Below are 19,821 nucleotides of genomic sequence, written 5' to 3' on the forward strand. Positions count from 1 at the left end.
CTGATATCATTTTATTTTGCAATTGCCAGAAGCAGTTCACGAAGAACCTTGCAGGCTGTTGCAGTTGAAACACCGCTTGCATCCAGCACAGGTGCAAGTTCATTAACATCTGCCCCTACCACATTTGCCTGAGAAACGGTACGGATTGCTTTAAGAAGCTCTAAAAAGCTCACGCCTCCCGCCTCCGGAGTTCCTGTTCCCGGAAATGCAGACGGATCCAGACAGTCCAGATCAATTGTAAAATATACCGGAACCTGTTTCTCTTTCAGTTCTCTTACAGTCTCTTCCAGTCCTTCAAAAGTAAACGGATGAAAATCTGTGTGTCTGGAAGCAAATTGAAATTCTTCCCGTTCTCCGCTTCGGATACAGAACTGATGGATGTGGCCATCTCCCACAATTTCATGGCATCTGCGAAGAACACAGGCATGACTTAGTTTTGCTCCGAGATAATCATCTCTTAAATCTGCGTGAGCATCAAAATGGATAATATGAAGATCCGGATATTTTGCGGCTACAGCACGCACCGCTGCCAGTGTTACCAGATGTTCGCCTCCAAGAAGCAACGGGAATTTTCCTGCTCCCAGGATTTCTTCTGCTCTCTTTTCAATGTCTGAAAGTGCCATTTCACTGCTGCCAAAGCAAAGCTCCAGATCCCCGCTGTCAAATACGTTGATGTCCGTAAGGTCTTTATCCTGATACGGACTGTAGGTCTCCAGACCAAAGCTCTCATGGCGCATGGCTGATGGGCCAAATCGGGCACCCGGACGAAAACTTGTTGTAGAATCAAACGGTGCACCATAAAGAACAATGGATGCTTCCTCAAAACTGCTTTCGCAGCCGATAAAAGTTTCTATATTAGATAAGATCATAAATTAATCCTCCACTTCTTTCAGCATGTCTTCCAGAAAAGCCGGAAGATAAAATGCCCCTTTATGGAGTCTGGTCGTATAGTAACGTGTACGAAGATTTAATGTGTTCCAGGCCTCTGCATCCAGATCGTCTACCGGATGATATTTTTTACTTGCAAATCCGAACAGCCAGTAACCGGCAGCAAAGGTTGGGATATGTGCCTGATAAACACGGCTGATCTGGAAGGTACTGGCAATCCTTTTATGGCTGCGCTGCATCGCATGTGCATCTTCTGCATAAAACGGGCTTCCCTGCTGGTTTACCATAATCCCATCATCCTTCAGTGCATTGTAACAGTTTCCGTAAAATTCACGGGTAAACAATCCTTCAGACGGACCAAACGGATCAGAGGAATCCACGATGATAAGATCATATTTTGCTTCGCATCTTCGGATAAATCTCAGCGCATTTTCATAATGAAGATGAACTCTTCTGTCATCCAGTCTGCAGGCATTTCCCGGAAGATAGGCACGACAGGCCTCAACAACCATAGGATCCATTTCTACCAGATCAATATGACGTACTCTGTCATATCTGGTCAGTTCACGGACAACGCCACCATCTCCGGCACCGATCACCAGAATATCTTTTGCTTCTTTATGGACCGACATCGGCACATGCGTGATCATCTCATCATAAATAAATTCGTCACGCTCTGTCAGCATTACATTTCCGTCCAGAGTTAGCACACGGCCGAATTCCGGTGTCTCAAAAATATCAATTCTCTGATACTCACTCTGTCTGGAATAAAGATGGCGGTTTACCCGGATACTGTGTTTCACATCCGGTGTATGAAATTCTGAAAACCACATTTCCATTGTCATTCCCTCCCTGTCAGAACATTCAGTCTCAAAATATCAGGATCTTCAGGTCCCGTCATGTTACAGCCCTTTGCTTTGGCATATTCAATATAATCCAGGATCTCTGCTGTGATACGTTCCCCCGGTGCAAGAATCGGAATTCCAGGCGGATAGCACATCACAAATTCACTGCAGACCTTACCCTCGGTTTCACGAAGCGGCAGGCTGCATTTATCCGCATAAAAAGCATCCTGCGGGCTGGTCACTACCTGTGGATCAATATATTCCTGACTCAGAAGCCCTGAACCATCTGTCTGAAAACGTCTGCGGATCTCTGCAAGTGCACTCACAAGCCGTTCTACTTCCTGTGCACGGTCTCCTATGGAAAGGTAGGCAAGAATATTACCGATATCTCCAAACTCTATCTGAATATCATATTCGTCACGCAGAATATCATACACTTCGATTCCTGCAAGTCCGATATCCAGCGTATGTACGCTTAGTTTAGTTATATCAAAATCAAAAACGGAGTTTCCGTTTACCAGTTCTTTGCCAAACGCATAATAACCGCCGATCGCATTGATTTCCTCTCTGGCATATTCCGCCATATCTGCTACCTGGTGAAAGATCTGACGGCCGCGCTGTGCAAGGTTTCTTCTTGAGATATCAAGGCTTGACATCAGAAGGTAGCTTCCTGAAGTCGTCTGTGTCAGATTGATGATCTGGCGCACATAGCCGGCATGTACGTCCGGACCTGTAAGAAGAAGGCTTGACTGTGTAAGACTTCCTCCACTCTTATGCATGGACACAGCTGCCATATCTGCACCAGCTGCCATAGCAGAGACAGGAAGACCTCCTCCAAAATAAAAATGCGTTCCATGTGCCTCATCTGCCAGACAAAGCATTCCTGCATCATGAGCCATCTTAACAATCGCACGCAGGTCACTGCATATGCCATAATAAGTCGGGTTATTTACCAGCACCGCAACTGCCTTTGGATGTTCTTTTATCGCTTTCTCCACCTGTTCCCTTTTCATTCCAAGGGAAATTCCAAGCCGCTGATCTACTTCCGGATTTACATAAACAGGAATCGCACCGCATAAAACAAGTGCATTCAAAACACTCCTGTGAACGTTACGTGGCAGTATGATCTCATCTCCACGTTTGCAGGCAGTCAGAACCATCGTCTGGACAGAACTTGTCGTGCCTCCTACCATCAGAAATGCATGTGCTGCTCCAAAGGCATCTGCTGCCAGTTCTTCTGCCTCCCGTATTACAGATACCGGATGACAAAGATTATCCAGTGGCTTCATACTGTTAACATCAACACCTACACATTTTTGTCCCAGAAATTCTGTCAGTTCCGGATTGCCTCTTCCTCGTTTATGGCCAGGTACATCAAATGGTACAACCCTCATACGACGGAAAGTCTCCAGAGCTTCATGTATCGGTGCATGATTCTGGTTTAATTTAAAACGACTTCCTTTCATCATTCCTCCAATTCCAGTTTCCTTTGTATCACCCCTTAATATACATTCCACAGACTGAATAAAAAACGTAAAAAAACGCAGATCAGGGCACTAAGCCACAAACCTGCGTTTGATCTGTATTTGCATGCGTATCAGAGTCTATATAGCAATCATACTTTTACTACTCTTATTGATCGTTTCACAAGTCTGCGCTTCTGACGCATTTCGGTTATCAAAGGAACCTACTTATAAAATTTGAGCTTTTAACTCAATCAATAAGGTAACCAAAGTTACCATCATCGGCAGTGGACCCGGCTGTCCGTATGGCCTTAACCCTGACGGGTGGTCCCAAACAATTGCTTTGAAAAGACTCTGTCTGTTACTCTGCATCTTCGTCTCTCAAAATTGACCTAATCATATCATGTTGAAAAAAAACTGTCAAGTTCCGCTTCATCCTCAACATGTGGAATCAAATCTTCCTGTTACTGTTCAGGGTCTTTTCGGAAGAAAAGAAATATGGCACACAAATTTGGATTTCCATGTGAATTTATGATATGATTACAGATATACAAAAGAGATGTGCGTGAATACGCAAAAACTGTTATACCTTGTCAACGGAATAAACACAGAAAGGACATATCTCATATGGTAAAGATTATTTCAGACAGCACCTGCGACCTCTCTCCTGAGCTGATTGCAAAATATGATATCGACATCCTGCCGCTCCACATTCTTCTCGGCGAGGACGAATATGAAGATGGCAGAAACATTACGCCACAGCAGATCTATGACTGGTCTGATACTCATAAAACAACGCCCAAAACATCAGCCCCGTCTCTGGCTGAAGCCATTGAGCTTTTTCGCCCATATATAGAAGAAAAACGTGAAATCGTCTGTTTTTCCATTTCCGGCAGCATGTCCACTTCCGGAAATGTCATGCGTCTTGCGGCTGAAGAATTAGAAGCATCTGATCTTGTTACGGTCATTGATTCGGCAAATCTCTCTACCGGAATCGGGCTTCTCGTCATAGAGGCAGCAATTATGGCCGAAAAAGGACAGTCTGCGGCTGAAATCGCAGCTGCAATAGAAGTCTTAAAACCAAAGGTCCGTGCAAGCTTTGTCGTCGATACACTGACTTATCTGTACCGCGGTGGCCGATGCAACGCTATTTCTGCCATGGCAGGCGGAGTTCTGAGACTCCACCCAAAAATCGTCGTCGAAAACGGTGCCATGGACGCGTCCAAAAAATATCGTGGCAAAATAAATTCTGTCATTATGTCCTATGTAAAAGACATGGAAGAGGATTTAAAATCTGCAAGACCTGAGCGCGTATTTATCACACATTCCGGCTGTGACCGCACCACCGTTGATGCCGTCCGCTCCTACCTGGAAAGTCTCGGGATCTTCCATGAAATATTAGAAACCAGGGCCGGCGGTGTTGTTTCCAGCCACTGCGGTCCTGGTACACTTGGTGTTCTGTTTATTGCAAAATAAACGATTACACCGGATGCGGTCTGCTTAAGACAGGATTGACTTCCGCTGTTCAGTCTGATTCAGATATATAAAGAATCCTACGTTCAGGACGATTCCCACAGTCGTTGCCACCGGAGCAGCCAGACCGATCTTTGTCAGGCTTGCGTTCGGCTGGATACTCATAAAGTATGCAAGCGGCAGACGTACCAGAAGTGTCTGGATCAGGCCCTGTGTCATAACCCAGACAGTCTTGTTATTTCCATTGAAATAGCCAACCATACTGAACATAATCGCAGTCACAAGTGTTTCCGGTGCAAAACCTTTCAGATATGCAAATCCATTCTGGATAACTGCTGCATCTGTAGAAAAAGCACTGCACAATACATCCCCTTTAAACAGAACCAGTACAAATACCACACAGCCAACAGCCAGACCCACACCGATTCCTGTAAACATAGACTGTTTCGCACGTTTTTTCTTGCCTGCACCTATATTCTGGGAAACGAAAGATGCCATGGACTGCATCAGTGAACTCGGTACGAGCATTGCAAAGTTTACAATTTTACATGCAACTCCGTAACCGGACGAAGCTTCCAGTCCAAGTCGGTTGACAAATGCACAGAGTGCCAGGAAAGAAATCTGTGTCAGAAATTCCTGCAGTGCAAGCGGAAGACCGATCTTCAGGAATTTCCGGCACTGTGGGTTCAGGCGAAAATCTTTCTTTGTGATCGCAAACGGAAGATCTTTTTTCAGCAAAAGCATTACTGCAAATACTACGCTGAGCGCCTGTGCGGTAACTGTTGCAATTGCAGCTCCTGCTGCATCCATGTGAAGACCGGCTACCAGTACCAGGTCGCCGATAATATTTACGATACATGCCACCAGTACAAAAAGAAGTGGTGATTTACTGTCTCCCAGTCCACGGAAGATTGCAGACAACAGATTGTACGCTACAATAAAGAAAATACCTGCACCGCAGATTCTTACATAACTTGCAGTCAGATCTACAGCCTCCGCCGGTGCCTGCATCAGAACGGAAATAGGACGGGCAAATCCAACCATCGCAATAAACAGAGCAACAGACATCATGGTAAATACCACTGCTCCACCACCAATGACAGCCCCGATCCTTTCCGGTCTTTTTTCCCCGAGATAGCGGGCGATCAAAACAGTGATACCCATTGCAAACTGAGTTACTACAAATGTCACCAGATTCAGTACCTGGCTTCCGGTGGAAACCGCAGAAAGTCCGGATGTGGAACCAAATCTTCCTACAACCAGCAGATCAACTGCACCGTATGCCGCCTGCAGAATCAATGCCCCGAGAACCGGCATCATAAAAGCGACCAATTTTTTCAATATATTTCCCTGTGTAAAATCAGCTTTATCATTTGTCATAATGGCTCCTCCTCTCGCACATGATCTGATAAAATTTTGCAATCGTGCGGATCATACAGTCTGCATCTTCTTCTGAAATGTCACTCAGATCTGCAGACAGTTCACCGAAATAATTTTCATCATACTTACGAAACAGCTTCCAGCCCTCTTCTGTGATAGATATGTAAGTGACGCGTCCGTCATCCGGGGATGCAATCTTGCTAAGATAACCTTTTTTCTCCATCTCTTTTACCGTTCTGGTGACTCCCGGCCTTGGGAGGTTCATTACATCGCTGATATCAGACACTTTTACATGAATGTCTTTTTTTTCCAGTTTCTGGATTGCATCCAGATATTGAATATAAGACGGCATCACCCCTTCCGGCAGAGGCGGCAGCATTTCCCGGATCCGCTTCGCCTGATAACATGCATCAAGCATTTCCTTAATCTTCTTATTAGTCATGTTATATCCCTTTCATATAGTTATCATAATTAATTACCCTTGTTAATTACCTATGATAATTATATAAGGATCTGATAATTTGTCAAGAAGTATTAAAGTACAATTTCACAATAAAAAATATCGCTTTACCATCACTCAGACAGCAAAACGATATTTTCTTACTTACATCTTTTGATTTGACTTGTTTCCATTTTTAGCTTTATTGATAAGTTACGGTATTTCTATATTACTTCTGTTTCTGAATCTCTAACAGCTTCCTGAGACGCTTAACTTCATCTTCAAGTGCATCTGCTCGTTGCTTCTCTTCATCTGCTCGTTGTCTCTCTTCATCTGCTCGTTGTCTCTCTTCATCTGCTCGTTGTCTCTCTTCATCTGCTCGTTGTCTCTCTTCATTTGCTCGTTGCTTCTCTCTTGCAGTATTTCTTTTTAGAGCCCCAATATCTATTTCATCCATATTCTCAAACAGATATCCCATACCATGACCTCCAATCTCGCCTATAATATTACTGGCTTCTTCATTCGGTACTTTCAATTTCATTAGTAATGACCATAATATTTTCTTACATATCTCTTTTATCTCATCTGATGTATTTCCATAAACAGACTCCACCATTTCTTCGGAAACCTTTCTGAATTCCGAAAGATCTTCCTCAGATTGTATTTTATTAATCAGCATCACCAGTGACATTTCATCATGTTTTTCGCTGAGCTCTTCATTTGTATATTTATTCAAACTCACTACCTGATATGTAAAATCCGGGATATACTCAGCCATTTCCTCAGAAAACTCAATTCTGTCTCTCAGGCGCAGGCTTGCCGTCCACTCCTTTTTTCCTTCATAATATACGATTGGAATAATCAGTGGATATCGAAAATTTTTTCGTCGACTGCTTCCCTCCTGAATTCTATTCTGAGTCGCCTTATACTCCTGCCAGATTACACACATATACCGAAGTAACTGCATTGCCACATCATAGTCATTTCCACTCTTATGTTCAATTAATGATAATACGTAAACTTCTCTTTCTATTGTGCCGTCTGCCCTGCGAATATATACCTTTTTGATTGTATCCGCTTCAAATTCCACACCCAGAAATGCCTGATATTTTTCTGATATATCCTCAATATCCTCCGGCATCACATTTGACAACAACGGAATATTTGCGTAATTTCTCAGAAACTGGCTTGTCAGCCTGTTGTTTTTAAAAATCTCCCGGCTGTTTGCATTTCTCACATGTATTTCCGGCTGGTAGCTTGTGTTGTTTTCTCTTTTGTCCTGTGATGCTTTTTCCATTTTGCCTCCTCACTGGAAACAAATCACAGATCAAAAGATATTTACACTATAATTGTAGCACGCGGATTTTAAAGGAACAACCTAAAATTTTATAACCCTCCCCAATTCCACCGATGTTCGGTGTGAGTGTTTTCTTCTCCATGATACCAGTCGCCTTTTGGATTTGATATCTTTAAACATAACAATCCCGATCGGGTATAATTCTATTTTAGATTAATTTCCGATAATAACAGAAGAACATCGGTGCTGTAGTATAAACTGCAAACGGTTCAGCCAGATACACACCTGCTCTTATCGATATACTCAATAATCATTTCACAGATTTTCTCCTTCGGTTTTCCAAGAGCTGTTCCCAACTCCATATATAACAGGTTTTCTGCTGTCCTGAAATATCTTTCATCTGTTGCAGTGCACCTTTTTCCCTGTGCAAGTCTTTGCTGTTTTCTCTGATAAATCATTTTTATAATTGCAACTAATGCCTCAGGATCATTTGATTTCACAGCCTCTTTATATTTCTGTTCCCTCATTTTTTCGTTATTTGTCCATGCAATCGGAATTTCCGTAATACGTTCAATCAAATTCCATGCCTCTTCTTTTGTCAGGCATAATCTTAATCTTGAAGCTGTATTTGATACCGGAACATAGATTTTTCCCTGCATATCTTCCATAGAATGCATCAGATAATATAATTTGTTCTCTTTTTTTTCAGTCAGATCCAGAGACACAATATCTTCTATTTCACATACACCTGTAACTGGCTTACTGACAAAATCTCCAATCTTGAATCTCACAAAACTCTCTCCTCACTACCAACACATTTTATTCCGTAAAGGTATAACGTACAAAAGACCCCTGATTATCTCCTGTTACAATCACAACATCTCCCTCTTCGTTGCGCATAGCTTCCAGAACAGGAAATCTTCCATTCTCTTTTACATATGCTTCCGGACTGGCTGCTTCCGCCTCAATCAAAGTTTTTTTGCTGTATTTCTCTCCCCCGCATGGATTTATTTCTTCAATAAATATTTCATATTCATGCATATACCTTTCCTCCTCTGAACCATTCTATAAAAGAAGGCAGCATACGTGTCGTTTACCTTACACAAATACGCTGCCTGCTGCTATTCTTATTATAAAACTATCAAAATTTTATTTCAAAAGCGATTTTGACCAAAAAACATATTGTAAATTTTAGTCATTATTACTCACGCCTGCAATCATGCAAATAACTTTACTTCAATTTCTTCTTCAGTTCCTGAATCAGTTCAAAATAATCTCTGTGTTTCATCTCAGGGAAAGCTTTAATGATTCGTCCCTGTCCAAATACAGTGTGATTTGTGATAGAACCGGACAGCTCATCAAACTGTGCCTGAAGTTCTGCTTTTTTCGTTCGAAGCATTTCGATTGACTTATCTTTCTGCGCTATTGTTGCATCACGCAGCTCTGCCTTTGCAAGTGCAACCTGCACTTTGCCCTCACCGACTTTCTGAACAGTATCGATCGTGGTCATCGCCAGTGTGTTGCTGAGTTTGTCACTTACGATTCTCATATCGGAGCTGACTTTATCCAGTCTGGTAAGCTTCTTGTTCAGTCCGCGGATCGTTGCGACAGTCACTACAAAATCCGCAAAATATGCCGCATACAAGATTGCCATCACAACCCATTCCCACGTTGCCGGTGTGTGTGATGCCTGATTCTCCACATACTTCTGAAAAACTTTTACGACCATCACGATTGCAAGTCCCCAGATCAGTGAAAACTCCAGACAGATATATCCATGAAAATTCAGCGGCTTATCTGAATAATCCCACCATCTTGCATGAAAGCATACGTCAAGCAGCCATCCGGCGATCAATTCTACCAGCGTGGCCAGCACAAATCCAAAAACAAAGATCATTCCTTCACTCATCACATGTCCGCCGCTCTGAATTGTATTGAGCAGAGCAAAAACAGACAGCACTCCGAAACCATATACCGGGCAGACCGGACCATTCAGGAATCCCCTGTTTATCACCTTTCCAAGTGCCACCGCATGGAAGATGACCTCAACTACCCATCCACCAAAAGAATAAAACAAAAAATACAAACATATCTGAAAATATGTCATTCCACAAATCATTACTTATACCCTCCTCCATTTTTCTTTTTTTGATACAAGTAAACTTATTATACCAGACACACCAATATTTACCTATACAAATCTTATGCAATATTTCGTCACGTTTTTATGTAACAGGAAGATTACGGAGTGATTTCCTATAACGTAAAAATACCGCCAGTTAGCTCCGGGCCACCTGACGGCATTAATATTATCTCTTTACTCCACACTGAATTGCCTGTGTCGGACAGGCTTTCTTACATCTTCCACAACGGATGCATTCTGCACTGTTCGGGTTTTCCACAGGGTTGACCTCCATCTGGCATGCTTTTGCACATTTCCCACAGTGAATGCACTTCGCCTCATCTACACGATAGCGAAAAACAGATACTTTATTGAATATAGAATAAAAAGCTCCCAACGGACAGATATATTTGCAGAATGGCCGGTAAATAAGAATAGTCAAAATAATCGTAATCACCAGAATCACATTTTTCCATATGTAAAGCCATCCAACTGCACTCCGCATGGACCTGTTCAACAATACAAGCGGAAGACCACCTTCCAATGTTCCTGCCGGGCAGATCAGTTTGCAGAAATACGGTGCACCCTGTCCCATGATATCTACCACAAACATCGGCAATAAAATTACGAACACAAGAAAAATTATATATTTCAGTTTGCGAAGCAGTTTGTCTCCGCGAAATGTCCTGATTTTCTTTGGAAACGGAATCTTATTGAGCAGATCCTGAATCAGTCCAAACGGACACAGGAATCCGCAGACCAGTCTGCCCAGCAATGCTCCCACAAAAATTAGAAATCCGACCACATAATATGCCATTTTGAAATTCCAGCTTCCAATTACCGCCTGAAGAGAACCAATCGGACAGGCGCCTGTCGCACCGGGACAGGAATAACAGTTCAGCCCCGGAACACAGACATTTTTCAGCTTTCCGGTATAGATCTTGCCGGTCACAAAACCAGACAGATGACTGTTAGTCAGCAGTGCCCACAATGCCTGGATTCCATGTCGCGGCCATTCGTTTATTTTCACTTTTTTATTATCCAATTCCAATACACTCCATGCAGATATTAATTGCTTTTGTAAAAACAACGGACATCTCGCCTCTGTAGATTCCAAAGATCATCAGAAGGATTCCAAGAATTGCCAAAACAACTCCTGCCCATTTTGTTTCTGTTATTTTTTTTATCATAGTTATCTTTTATCTTTCTGCCGGAAACCGGCATTGCCGGTTATCACAACTATACTCTTTTATTTTGAAACATTCGCAAGCTCTTTTTCTACGATTTTCTTCCAATCATCCAGGCTATGGCTTCCGGAATATGTTTCTCCTACAATATTTCCATCTTTGTCAACAAAGAAGGTTTCCGGGAAAGCAGAGATGCCATTCAGACGTCCATTCATCATTGTTGAATCCGGAATCAGGAAAGGATAAGAAGCTTTTGTCTTTTCCTGAAGAACACCAGCTTTTTTCACGGTAGCATCATCCTGTTTTCCGTCATCTCCTACTGTATCAAGAACAACACCGACAACACCGACTCCTTTTTCTTTCATCTCCTCATAGAGTTTTTCCAGTTCCGGAATCTCATTGACGCATGGAGAACACCAGGTAGTAAAAATATTGACCAGAGTCAGGTCATAATCGCTAAATACTTTTTCTGTATAGTCTTTTCCGTCAACACCTTTTGTCTCAAATTTACCCACAGTTGTAGAATCACCTGCATTGCTGGTATCCTGTGGCTGATCAAATGCGGAAAGCTGCTGGAATGGTGTCATCTCTGTGAGTGTCACATCAATTTCTTCCACTTCTTTTTTCAGGGATTCATCTGCATCTTTATTAGTGCTCAGATAATATTTATACTTTCCATCACTGCTGCTTCCGATTTCTTTGTGTTCTGTACAGCCTGTGATCTCATCCAGTTCTTTCTCAGAATCTTCGTCATAGATTCCAATCACTCCAATTTTTGCAAGACTATTGCACCAGTCATCATACGCTGTTCCAAGCTTGTCAACCTCTGCCTCTTTCTGCTCCTCGGTCATTTCGCTCCAGCTTATATATGCATATTTAATTGCATCTGCAGTGTCATTCCATCCTTCATTTGAGATCATCGCAATAGTCTGCGCTTTTATCTGTTTAAGCAGTTCCTCTGGAAGTTTCATGTTAAGTCCAAGGAATGGATACTCATAAGAATCCTGTGCCTGCACAGTTGTCTCAGATGGTTTGAAAGTACCCTGTATAAAATCAGACGGGATTGCATCCCCCTCTGCAGCAACTGCATCATCATCAACTACCATTCCGGCCTGGTCTGCCGGAACCGCCATTGCTTCTGTACTTTCTGCTGCCATTACGGATACTCCTCCAAAGGTGGATGCTCCTAATACTGCAGCTGCCATAAGTGCTGTTATTTTTTTCATTCTGAATTTCATGATATATATCTCCCTTCAATTGATTTCGTTTGCATTTTACAGCGTGAGCTGTGCTCACTGCGATTACTATAGACAAAACTATACCATACTGTACATAAAATTGGTGTTAAGAAAACACGAAAATGAAATTTTTTGATCAAAATGCCGATTTCATTGAAATATGTAATTTTTTTTACAGGAATTTTATGTCCAACATGATATGATACTATCAGACAGAATTATCGAAATACCTGATACAAAACAATTCTCAGGTACTACCACTTAAAAAGGAGAGCTTACATGCATATATTAATTATAGAAGATGAAGAACAACTCTGTTGCTCCATTGCAGAGGGTCTTCGCATGAATGGATACGAAACAGATACCTGTTTTGATGGAAACGAAGGACTGGAATTATGTATGACAGAAAGTTACGATCTGATTCTTCTGGACCTGAATCTTCCGGGAACAGACGGTCTTGACATTCTGCAGCAATTCCGTACATCTGACAGCACCACACCGGTTCTGATTCTTTCCGCCCGTGGACAGATTCAGGACAAAGTAGAGGGACTGGATCTTGGCGCCAATGATTACCTCACCAAACCTTTTCACTTTGAAGAACTGGAAGCCAGAATCCGCAGTCTCACCCGTAGAAAATTTATTCAGGAAGACATCTGTCTGAAATGTGGCCGCATCATTTTTGATACACGCACACGGAAAGCCAGTGTAGATGATGCGACTCTTTCCCTTACCCGAAAAGAAAGTGCACTTCTGGAATATTTCCTGCTCCATCAGGGTCGTATCATCAGCCCCGAGGAAATGATCGAACATCTCTGGGACGGAAGTGTTAACAGTTTCAGTAATTCAATCCGCGTCCACATTTCTTCTCTGCGCAAAAAACTTCGTGCTGCACTGGGCTTTGATCCGATTCAGAATAAAATCGGACAGGGATATATTCTGATGGAGGAAATATCATGAAAAATTTTTCCAGAAAACTCTCCCTGCAATGGCGTCTGACACTGATCACCGCTCTGCTTGTAACAATCACCTGCATACTGATGTACTTTTTTATCAGTCAGTCCGCAGTTACCGGTATGGACCACCTGCAAAATTATATCGTACAAATTAATAAAACCGATTCTTCACCAATTACTTTTAACATAGATCCAACTATCTTGTTTCCTGATCTCTCAGAACAGGTAACAACGACCAAACAGCTTTTTCAGATCCGAAGCCTTATCACTACAGTACTCATCATTCTGCTGAGCAGTGCCTGCACATATTTTGTCAGTCGCCGGGCATTAAAACCATTGCACAATCTCAGCACAAAAGTTGAAAAAATCCAGGCACAAAACCTCTCCGAACCACTTGAAGTACCGGACAGCAACGATGAGATCTCGAATCTGACACTTTCCTTTAATGAAATGCTTTCCCGTCTGAATGATGCCTTTACCGCACAAAAACAATTTTCTGCCAGTGCCGCGCATGAGCTTCGCACACCCCTTGCGGTCATGCAGACAAATCTGGAAGTTTTTTCCCGCAAGAAAGAGCCCTCCGCTGATGAATATCAGAAGCTTTTTTCCATGATTCAGGAACAGACCGGACGACTCTCCCATCTGGCAGAAATACTTCTCGATATGACCGGGATACAGACGATTGAACGTTCTGAAACAATCTCGCTGGCAGAGCTTACAGATGAAGTTCTCTGCGACCTGACTTCAATTGCTGAGCAAAAACAAATTAAGCTGATTCAGGAGGATGGAGACTGTACCATCACCGGAAGTTATCTTCTTCTCTACCGTGCTGTGTATAATCTTGTGGAAAATGCGATTAAATACAACCATCCCGGTGGAAAAGTAACGGTAAACATCCGGCAGAAAAAATCTCTCCTGAACACTGCTGTTCCTCCTGTTCCGACAGACTGCGCCCTCGTTGAAGTATCTGACACCGGAATCGGTATTTCTCCGGAATATCAGGAAAAAATCTTTGCCCCTTTTTTCCGTGTAGACAAGTCACGAAGCCGCGCCATGGGCGGTGCCGGACTGGGGCTCGCGCTCGTAAATGAAATTGCCAGACAGCATGGAGGAGAAGTAAAAGTCCTGAAAAGCGATAAAAACGGCAGCACGATTGCTCTCATACTGCCACTGTAAAGCAGCAGGCACAAACCACTGTTTTATGTGATCTGTGCCTGTATTTATTTTCAATCTAAAATTTCTTTCATCGATGTGCCGATTGTTTCTTCCGGCATCGCAACTCCGAAATTTGCTGCGATCGTTGCGCCGATGTCAGCAAAGGAATCAGACTCCGGCAGACTTCCTCTTATTGTCAGTTTCGGCGAATACAGAAGAAGCGGTACATATTCTCTTGTGTGGTCGGTTCCTGTATAAGTCGGGTCATTTCCATGATCCGCAGTGATCATCAAAAGATCATCATCCCTGAGAACTTTCAGAAACTCACCTAGTTTCACATCAAAACGCTCAAGCTCTGCCGCGTATCCTTCCGGGTTTCTGCGGTGTCCCCAAAGCGCATCAAAATCAACAAGATTTGTAAAACAAAGTCCTGTAAAATCAGTCTTTGCATAATCAATCGTCTGATTCATTCCGTTGACAGAGCTTACGGAATGGACGGAATCTGTAATTCCTTCCCCATCAAAAATATCATGGATCTTACCGACTGCCAGCACATCGTAACCGTTTTCTTTCAACGCATCCATTGCTGTTTTATTCGTCGGTTTTAATGCATAATCATGGCGGTTGCTGGTTCGTCTGAAGTTCTCCGGTGAATCACCGACATACGGCCTTGCAATTACGCGACCTACTCGCCATTCCTCTTTGAGCGTCAGCTTTCTCGCGATCTCACAGCAGCGATACAGATTTGCAAGATCAAATGTCTTTTCATTTCCACAGATCTGCAATACAGAATCTGCAGAAGTATAAACGATCATCGCATTTTCCTGCATCTCCTGCATACCAAGTTCTTTAATGATCTCTGTTCCGCTTGCGCTTTTATTTCCGATAACCTTTTTGCCACACTGCTTCTCAAGCTCGTCGATCAGCTCCTGCGGAAAACCGGTTTCCGTAAATGTCTTAAACGGTTTTGTCGTATGGATACCCATCATTTCCCAGTGTCCGGTCATCGTATCCTTGCCATTGCTCTGCTCTTTCATTCGCTTGTAGCAGCCCAGCGGTTTCTCAACAGGATGAATACCTTCCATTGCTTTCAGGTTTGCCAGACCCAGACTCCGTAGATGAAGCAGCTTATCCTCATGCAGATATTTGCCCAGATGACCGAGCGTATCTGCTCCCTCATCTCCAAACTTCGCTGCATCCGGCATATATCCCATGCCGACCGAATCCAGCACAATTACAAATATTCTCTGATATTTCATTTTACCGTTTACCTTTGTCATATGGAACTCACCTGCTTTCATTATATTATGATAATTATACCCCGATGACCATAGAATTACAATTACATCGACAGGCTGCTCCGCTTATGCCTAATTCATTCCACATAATTCAATCCTCCAAATTCAAATTCCTCAGTTTCAAAAACTGGAATTGTGGCGTTCCATTAGGGATAATAATATCGTCTTTTGTTTATTGCAATCTAATCCATTCCGAAATGGCTGCCTCTGCCTCTCTGGCAAGAGACTCCTGTTCTGGATTGATTACATTTGACATATCAACCGTACTTTCAGTCATTCTTTCCGGGTTATTGGACTCAATAAAACTATGAACTGCATTTTCATACTCTATCACTTCCAGTTCTAATCCCGCAGATTTCATATCCTTCACATAATTTTTTGCTTTCTGAGAGATTGGATCTTGTCCAGAAAGAATAAAAAGTGTAGGCGGATAATCTTTTTCCAGCTTATCTGCACTCAGTCCGGTAGTCCACGGATAACACAATACCAACGATGCCATTTGGAAATCTGCTTTTTGCAGCAATCTCGTGCTGTCTGCGGCATAATAGGCTCCGGCACTGTAACCCATCAGCGTCTCCTCCAACAAAGCCGCCTCCGTGAATATTAAATACAACCGGTAATCGTCCATCGCCAATAGAATCCGGCACATAAAGATTTGCCTTTACACTGGCTTTTCCGTCTCTTGGAATCTCAATACGTTCCCCTATGAGTTCACTGTCATTTTTAACGAGCTTTGCCCGCTGTATGGCATTTTCTGCTCGGTATGAATTGAGAAAAAGGTTAAATATGACAAGTAGTATTAAAAACAACACAGAAATGCAATTGGTAGACCCACTGCTAAAATTTGTAATATCGTCACAGTCATTTTCCATTTTTGTGGAAGTTCACGAAACTTCATATATCCTCCTATATCTGACTCCATTATTTTTAATATTGAGCGACTGGAAAAATGAAGTTTTCCTCCATCAATTCTGATTATTCGAGCTTTTCAAATACTAACGTACTTATTTCTGTTCAATAAGTGATTTATAGTAGTTACCAAAGTCAGCAAGTGAATTAACAATTGGAAGCATTTTTGTTCCGAGTTCCGTTAATCCATATTCAACTCTCGGTGGCTGCTCATGGTAATCGTGGCGATATGCCAGTCCATCACTCATCATTTGTCTTAAACTATCTGTCAAAACCTTTTGTGAAATACCATCTATACTTCGTTGTAGCTCATTGAATCTCCATGGGCGCTCTTTCAAGTTACGCAAAATCAGCAGTTTCCATTTTCCTCCGATGAGAGATACTGCTGTTGCAACTGGACATTCCGGTAATTCTTCTTTTACTCGCATAATTCTCACCTCCGAGTCTATTGTAACACATTCAATTTTGAGTGTACAGTTACAAAAAGGTGCGTACTTGTTTTTGTATGTGTCTCACACTATACTAATGCCATGTAATTAGAAACTACAAATCAACTATGGAGGTATTATTATGACAAATTACACAAAAACAACTATTGGAAAGGAAAACCGAATTGAACTGCATGAAAAGTTGTCTTTAACAGGTGCAGAAATCAGTTTAAACGAACTACCTGCAGGAGCAAATGTCCCATTTGTTCATTCTCATAAAGAAAATGAGGAAATCTATGGAATTCTTTCAGGTAACGGCAAAGCCATAATTGATGGAGAAGAAATCAGCCTTTCAACTGGAGACTGGCTAAAAATCGCACCTGCTGCAAAGCGTCAGTTTTTTGCATCCGATATTTCCGGAATTACTTATATCTGCATTCAGGTAAAAGAAAATTCTCTGGAACATTTTACAGCAGAGGACGCCGTAATCGGCTAATTAAAAGTATTTATTTACAAAAATGCACAGCTCCCGATAAGCTAAGAACTGTGCATTTTTTCTTCAATTTTACAATTTCTCTATTTTTCAAACAAGAACTTCTCGATTTCAAATGGCGATAAATAAATTTCTCCACCATCATCAGTTTAATTTTCGTTTAGATTAACGATTTCTTTTTCCTGTATTCTCTGTCCCTCGGATTTCCTCATGATAGAAATAATCTACGATCACCGGATGTCCCTGCGGGACTCTGCCATAAGGCATTTCATTATCCACAAATGGGCAATCATACTTCTTAGCCATTTCCTCAGCTTTTACTTCAAGTGCTTCAAAGTAGCTGCGGTTATGCTTGTTATAGATCTCGTCGTAAAGTGGTACAAGATCAGGATATTTTCCGGCGATATAATCCATAATTGTCTTTTTGAAACCGCCTCGAAGATTGAGATTTTCGAGCCAGAACAGATCGCACTGATCTTTTACCCGCTCAAAGATCGCTTCAAAATTCGTGATACCGGGGAATACCGGGGATACGAAACAGACTGTACGGATACCTGCTTCATATACCTGCTTCATAGCAGCGATACGGCACTCAATGCTAGAAGCAGAGTCCATATCGTTCTTGAATTTTTCATCTAGTGTGTTGATCGACCATGAAACGGTTACTCGTCCAAGCTTCTTCAGCAGATCAATATCTCGTACCACAAGATCCGACTTTGTGCAGATCAGAATATCTGCGTCACTGCCGATCAGCTGTTCCAGAAGTTTTCTGGTATTCCCGAATTGCTCCTCCTGTGGATTGTAGCCATCTGTCACAGAACCGATGACCACCCGCTGTCCGGCATATTTCTTCGGATTCTTAATTTCCGGCCAATGCTTTACATCAAGGAAAGTGCCCCATTCCTCCTTGTGTCCGGTAAAGCGCTTCATAAAAGAAGCATAGCAATACTTGCAGGCGTGTGTACAGCCTACATATGGATTGACCGAGTAACCGCCTACAGGCAGACTGGACTTGGTCATGATGTTCTTTGTTTCCGCCTCATTAATGAGGATTCCATTTATTACTTCTGCCATGATCTCTGTACCTCCAACACTTTATTAAATTCATCCGGCATTTCCTGAATCATATTTTCATTCCCTATGATAGGGACAAGATCTTCCTTCATAAATACCGGAATGTCAAGCACATGCGCCTGATCTGTCAGAGACCATGCCCACTCCGGCTCCGTATGAACCTTCCTGCTCTGAACTCCAGTCATGGTGCCGACAACGATCCAGTTGATCCCGGAAAAATCAACTGAACCTGGATTGTCGAATAGCGGCTCAAAGGTAACATGATAGTGTTTTGCTCTGACATTTTCCCGTAGTGCGTCAATACGCCACAGTTCTGCTTTTCTCGTCACCGTAACACCAAACCATGCGTTTTCCAAATCTGTATCAAAATCCAGCAGATCTGGTCGCTTTGTAAGGAACAGGAACTGATGCTGTGGATTTTCACGGATTTTTTCAAATACCTCGTCTCTCCATTCTGACTTCCAGCCGGAAAGATCGCTCATGCCGGTAAGAAGAAAGTTCTGCGGACGTTTCTTTTCCATCATCTTGAGCTTACCCGGAAAGAATTCAGGGTCAGCAAAGTCATCAATCATATGCCAGCGTTTCACATTATTGCGGGCATAGCAATATGCACACCCCACTGTACATCCGATGACGATATTCATGTTTTGAATCTGATCTTTGATACAAATACTCATGATTTCTGCCACTCCTCAAGATTCTTTCTGATACGGTCGAGGCATTCCTCAAACTGGGTAATTTCTTCCTCCGAAAAACCTTTGTAGTAAATACTGCCCATTTTATCAGATACAGAATCGTATTTGTCCTTTAAGGCATGTGCTTTTTCAGTCAGAAACAGGAGTGTTTTCCTTTTGTCCGTTTCAGACTGAACACGTCTTATCAGCCCTTGATTTTCCATTCTTTCCAGCATCGTAGTAAGAGAAGTTATCGCTAATCCACATTTAATCGAGAGTGACCTGATTGAGATTCCATCTTCCTGCCACAGTACATAAAGAATACGCCCTTGGGCTCCGTTAAACGCATCAATATTCTTTTCGCTGAGAATCTTCTCAAAGATTCGATCTCCAAGTTGTTTTATTTTGGTAACAAGAAATCCGCCATTCATTTTCACGCAAAAACTCCTATATAGTATTTTATCAAATAATACTATATAGGAGTTTTACTGTCAACAGTTTGTAT

22 protein-coding genes are annotated in these 19,821 nt (G+C 42.3%); 4 read left to right on the forward strand and 18 right to left on the reverse strand.

The features are described from left to right. Positions 1-11 precede the first annotated feature (11 nt). Genes speB through H8Z79_RS09800 form a run of 3 tightly spaced genes read right to left on the reverse strand, consistent with a single transcriptional unit; the run spans position 12 to position 3,202 of the window. Positions 12-869: an agmatinase gene (gene speB / locus H8Z79_RS09790; RefSeq protein ID WP_118041175.1), complete on the reverse strand. Its 858-nt coding sequence runs from the start codon at positions 867-869 to the stop codon at positions 12-14. A gap of 3 nt (positions 870-872) precedes the next feature. Continuing rightward, complete coding sequence (gene speE, locus H8Z79_RS09795; RefSeq protein WP_118041173.1) at positions 873-1,727, reverse strand: polyamine aminopropyltransferase; 855 nt, start codon at positions 1,725-1,727, stop codon at positions 873-875. A 2-nt stretch (positions 1,728-1,729) separates the two neighbouring features. Next, positions 1,730-3,202 carry an aminotransferase class I/II-fold pyridoxal phosphate-dependent enzyme gene (locus H8Z79_RS09800; protein WP_015541671.1) on the reverse strand — a complete coding sequence of 491 codons (1,473 nt, stop codon included), beginning with the start codon at positions 3,200-3,202 and terminating at the stop codon, positions 1,730-1,732. Positions 3,203-3,823: 621 nt separating this feature from the next. On the opposite strand from H8Z79_RS09800, the gene H8Z79_RS09805 reads away from it, so the two are divergent. Beyond that, entirely contained in the window at positions 3,824-4,672 is an 849-nt protein-coding gene (locus H8Z79_RS09805) for a DegV family protein (protein WP_118041171.1), read from the forward strand. 24 nt (positions 4,673-4,696) lie between these two features. On the opposite strand, the gene H8Z79_RS09810 is transcribed toward H8Z79_RS09805, so the two are convergent. The 9 genes from H8Z79_RS09810 to H8Z79_RS09850 all read right to left on the reverse strand — a co-directional run bounded on the left by H8Z79_RS09810 (position 4,697) and on the right by H8Z79_RS09850 (position 12,332). Further along, a complete protein-coding gene (locus H8Z79_RS09810) occupies positions 4,697-6,049 on the reverse strand; it encodes an MATE family efflux transporter (RefSeq protein WP_118041169.1) in 1,353 nt (450 codons plus the stop codon). Then, on the reverse strand, positions 6,039-6,491 hold the full coding sequence (locus H8Z79_RS09815) for a MarR family winged helix-turn-helix transcriptional regulator (protein WP_118041167.1): 453 nt from the start codon (positions 6,489-6,491) through the stop codon (positions 6,039-6,041). The genes H8Z79_RS09810 and H8Z79_RS09815 overlap by 11 nt, the downstream gene beginning before the upstream one ends. A gap of 226 nt (positions 6,492-6,717) precedes the next feature. Further along, positions 6,718-7,785: an Rpn family recombination-promoting nuclease/putative transposase gene (locus tag H8Z79_RS09820; RefSeq protein ID WP_118041165.1), complete on the reverse strand. Its 1,068-nt coding sequence runs from the start codon at positions 7,783-7,785 to the stop codon at positions 6,718-6,720. A gap of 269 nt (positions 7,786-8,054) precedes the next feature. Then, positions 8,055-8,576, reverse strand: coding sequence for a CarD family transcriptional regulator (locus H8Z79_RS09825; RefSeq protein WP_118041163.1), 522 nt, complete (start codon positions 8,574-8,576; stop codon positions 8,055-8,057). A gap of 28 nt (positions 8,577-8,604) precedes the next feature. Further along, positions 8,605-8,826: a hypothetical protein gene (locus tag H8Z79_RS09830; RefSeq protein WP_118041161.1), complete on the reverse strand. Its 222-nt coding sequence runs from the start codon at positions 8,824-8,826 to the stop codon at positions 8,605-8,607. Between the two features lie 190 nt (positions 8,827-9,016). Continuing rightward, on the reverse strand, positions 9,017-9,904 hold the full coding sequence (locus H8Z79_RS09835) for a putative ABC transporter permease (protein WP_118041159.1): 888 nt from the start codon (positions 9,902-9,904) through the stop codon (positions 9,017-9,019). 190 nt (positions 9,905-10,094) lie between these two features. Further along, a complete protein-coding gene (locus tag H8Z79_RS09840; RefSeq protein WP_207726357.1) occupies positions 10,095-10,952 on the reverse strand; it encodes a 4Fe-4S binding protein in 858 nt (285 codons plus the stop codon). Beyond that, the gene (locus H8Z79_RS09845) at positions 10,945-11,097 is read right to left on the reverse strand and encodes a CD1871A family CXXC motif-containing protein (protein WP_015541666.1); all 153 of its coding nucleotides are present in this window, start codon (positions 11,095-11,097) and stop codon (positions 10,945-10,947) included. The genes H8Z79_RS09840 and H8Z79_RS09845 overlap by 8 nt, the downstream gene beginning before the upstream one ends. Positions 11,098-11,156: 59 nt before the next feature. Beyond that, positions 11,157-12,332 carry a TlpA family protein disulfide reductase gene (locus H8Z79_RS09850; RefSeq protein ID WP_015541665.1) on the reverse strand — a complete coding sequence of 392 codons (1,176 nt, stop codon included), beginning with the start codon at positions 12,330-12,332 and terminating at the stop codon, positions 11,157-11,159. Positions 12,333-12,611: 279 nt separating this feature from the next. Here H8Z79_RS09850 and H8Z79_RS09855 point away from each other — a divergent pair, with 279 nt between their 5' ends. Both H8Z79_RS09855 and H8Z79_RS09860 read left to right on the forward strand, forming a co-directional pair. Beyond that, a complete protein-coding gene (locus H8Z79_RS09855) occupies positions 12,612-13,289 on the forward strand; it encodes a response regulator transcription factor (RefSeq protein ID WP_015541664.1) in 678 nt (225 codons plus the stop codon). Continuing rightward, the gene (locus tag H8Z79_RS09860; protein WP_015541663.1) at positions 13,286-14,461 is read left to right on the forward strand and encodes a sensor histidine kinase; all 1,176 of its coding nucleotides are present in this window, start codon (positions 13,286-13,288) and stop codon (positions 14,459-14,461) included. The genes H8Z79_RS09855 and H8Z79_RS09860 overlap by 4 nt, the downstream gene beginning before the upstream one ends. Before the next feature lie 50 nt (positions 14,462-14,511). On the opposite strand, the gene H8Z79_RS09865 is transcribed toward H8Z79_RS09860, so the two are convergent. From H8Z79_RS09865 to H8Z79_RS09875, 3 genes are all read right to left on the reverse strand, one after another. Beyond that, positions 14,512-15,720, reverse strand: a complete 1,209-nt coding sequence (locus H8Z79_RS09865; protein ID WP_187002829.1) for a phosphopentomutase — start codon at positions 15,718-15,720, stop codon at positions 14,512-14,514. A 190-nt stretch (positions 15,721-15,910) separates the two neighbouring features. Beyond that, the gene (locus H8Z79_RS09870) at positions 15,911-16,306 is read right to left on the reverse strand and encodes an alpha/beta hydrolase (protein WP_015541661.1); all 396 of its coding nucleotides are present in this window, start codon (positions 16,304-16,306) and stop codon (positions 15,911-15,913) included. A gap of 436 nt (positions 16,307-16,742) precedes the next feature. Further along, complete coding sequence (locus H8Z79_RS09875) at positions 16,743-17,075, reverse strand: winged helix-turn-helix transcriptional regulator (protein WP_015541660.1); 333 nt, start codon at positions 17,073-17,075, stop codon at positions 16,743-16,745. A gap of 142 nt (positions 17,076-17,217) precedes the next feature. Here H8Z79_RS09875 and H8Z79_RS09880 point away from each other — a divergent pair, with 142 nt between their 5' ends. Beyond that, positions 17,218-17,571: a cupin domain-containing protein gene (locus H8Z79_RS09880; RefSeq protein ID WP_117495883.1), complete on the forward strand. Its 354-nt coding sequence runs from the start codon at positions 17,218-17,220 to the stop codon at positions 17,569-17,571. Between the two features lie 162 nt (positions 17,572-17,733). Here H8Z79_RS09880 and H8Z79_RS09885 read toward each other — a convergent pair whose 3' ends face one another. The 3 genes from H8Z79_RS09885 to H8Z79_RS09895 are packed head-to-tail and all read right to left on the reverse strand — an operon-like array spanning position 17,734 to position 19,753. Further along, positions 17,734-18,642: a radical SAM mobile pair protein B gene (locus tag H8Z79_RS09885; RefSeq protein ID WP_187002830.1), complete on the reverse strand. Its 909-nt coding sequence runs from the start codon at positions 18,640-18,642 to the stop codon at positions 17,734-17,736. Beyond that, positions 18,630-19,319 (reverse strand): radical SAM mobile pair protein A, encoded by a 690-nt coding sequence (locus H8Z79_RS09890; RefSeq protein WP_015541657.1) that lies wholly within the window; start codon positions 19,317-19,319, stop codon positions 18,630-18,632. Before H8Z79_RS09890 ends, H8Z79_RS09885 begins: the two co-directional genes overlap by 13 nt. Continuing rightward, on the reverse strand, positions 19,316-19,753 hold the full coding sequence (locus H8Z79_RS09895; protein WP_118041147.1) for a radical SAM mobile pair system MarR family transcriptional regulator: 438 nt from the start codon (positions 19,751-19,753) through the stop codon (positions 19,316-19,318). The genes H8Z79_RS09890 and H8Z79_RS09895 overlap by 4 nt, the downstream gene beginning before the upstream one ends. Between the last annotated feature and the right edge of the window lie 68 nt (positions 19,754-19,821).

Origin of the sequence: Blautia intestinalis (genome assembly GCF_014297355.1) — a bacterium.
Classification (GTDB): domain Bacteria; phylum Bacillota; class Clostridia; order Lachnospirales; family Lachnospiraceae; genus Blautia_A; species Blautia_A intestinalis.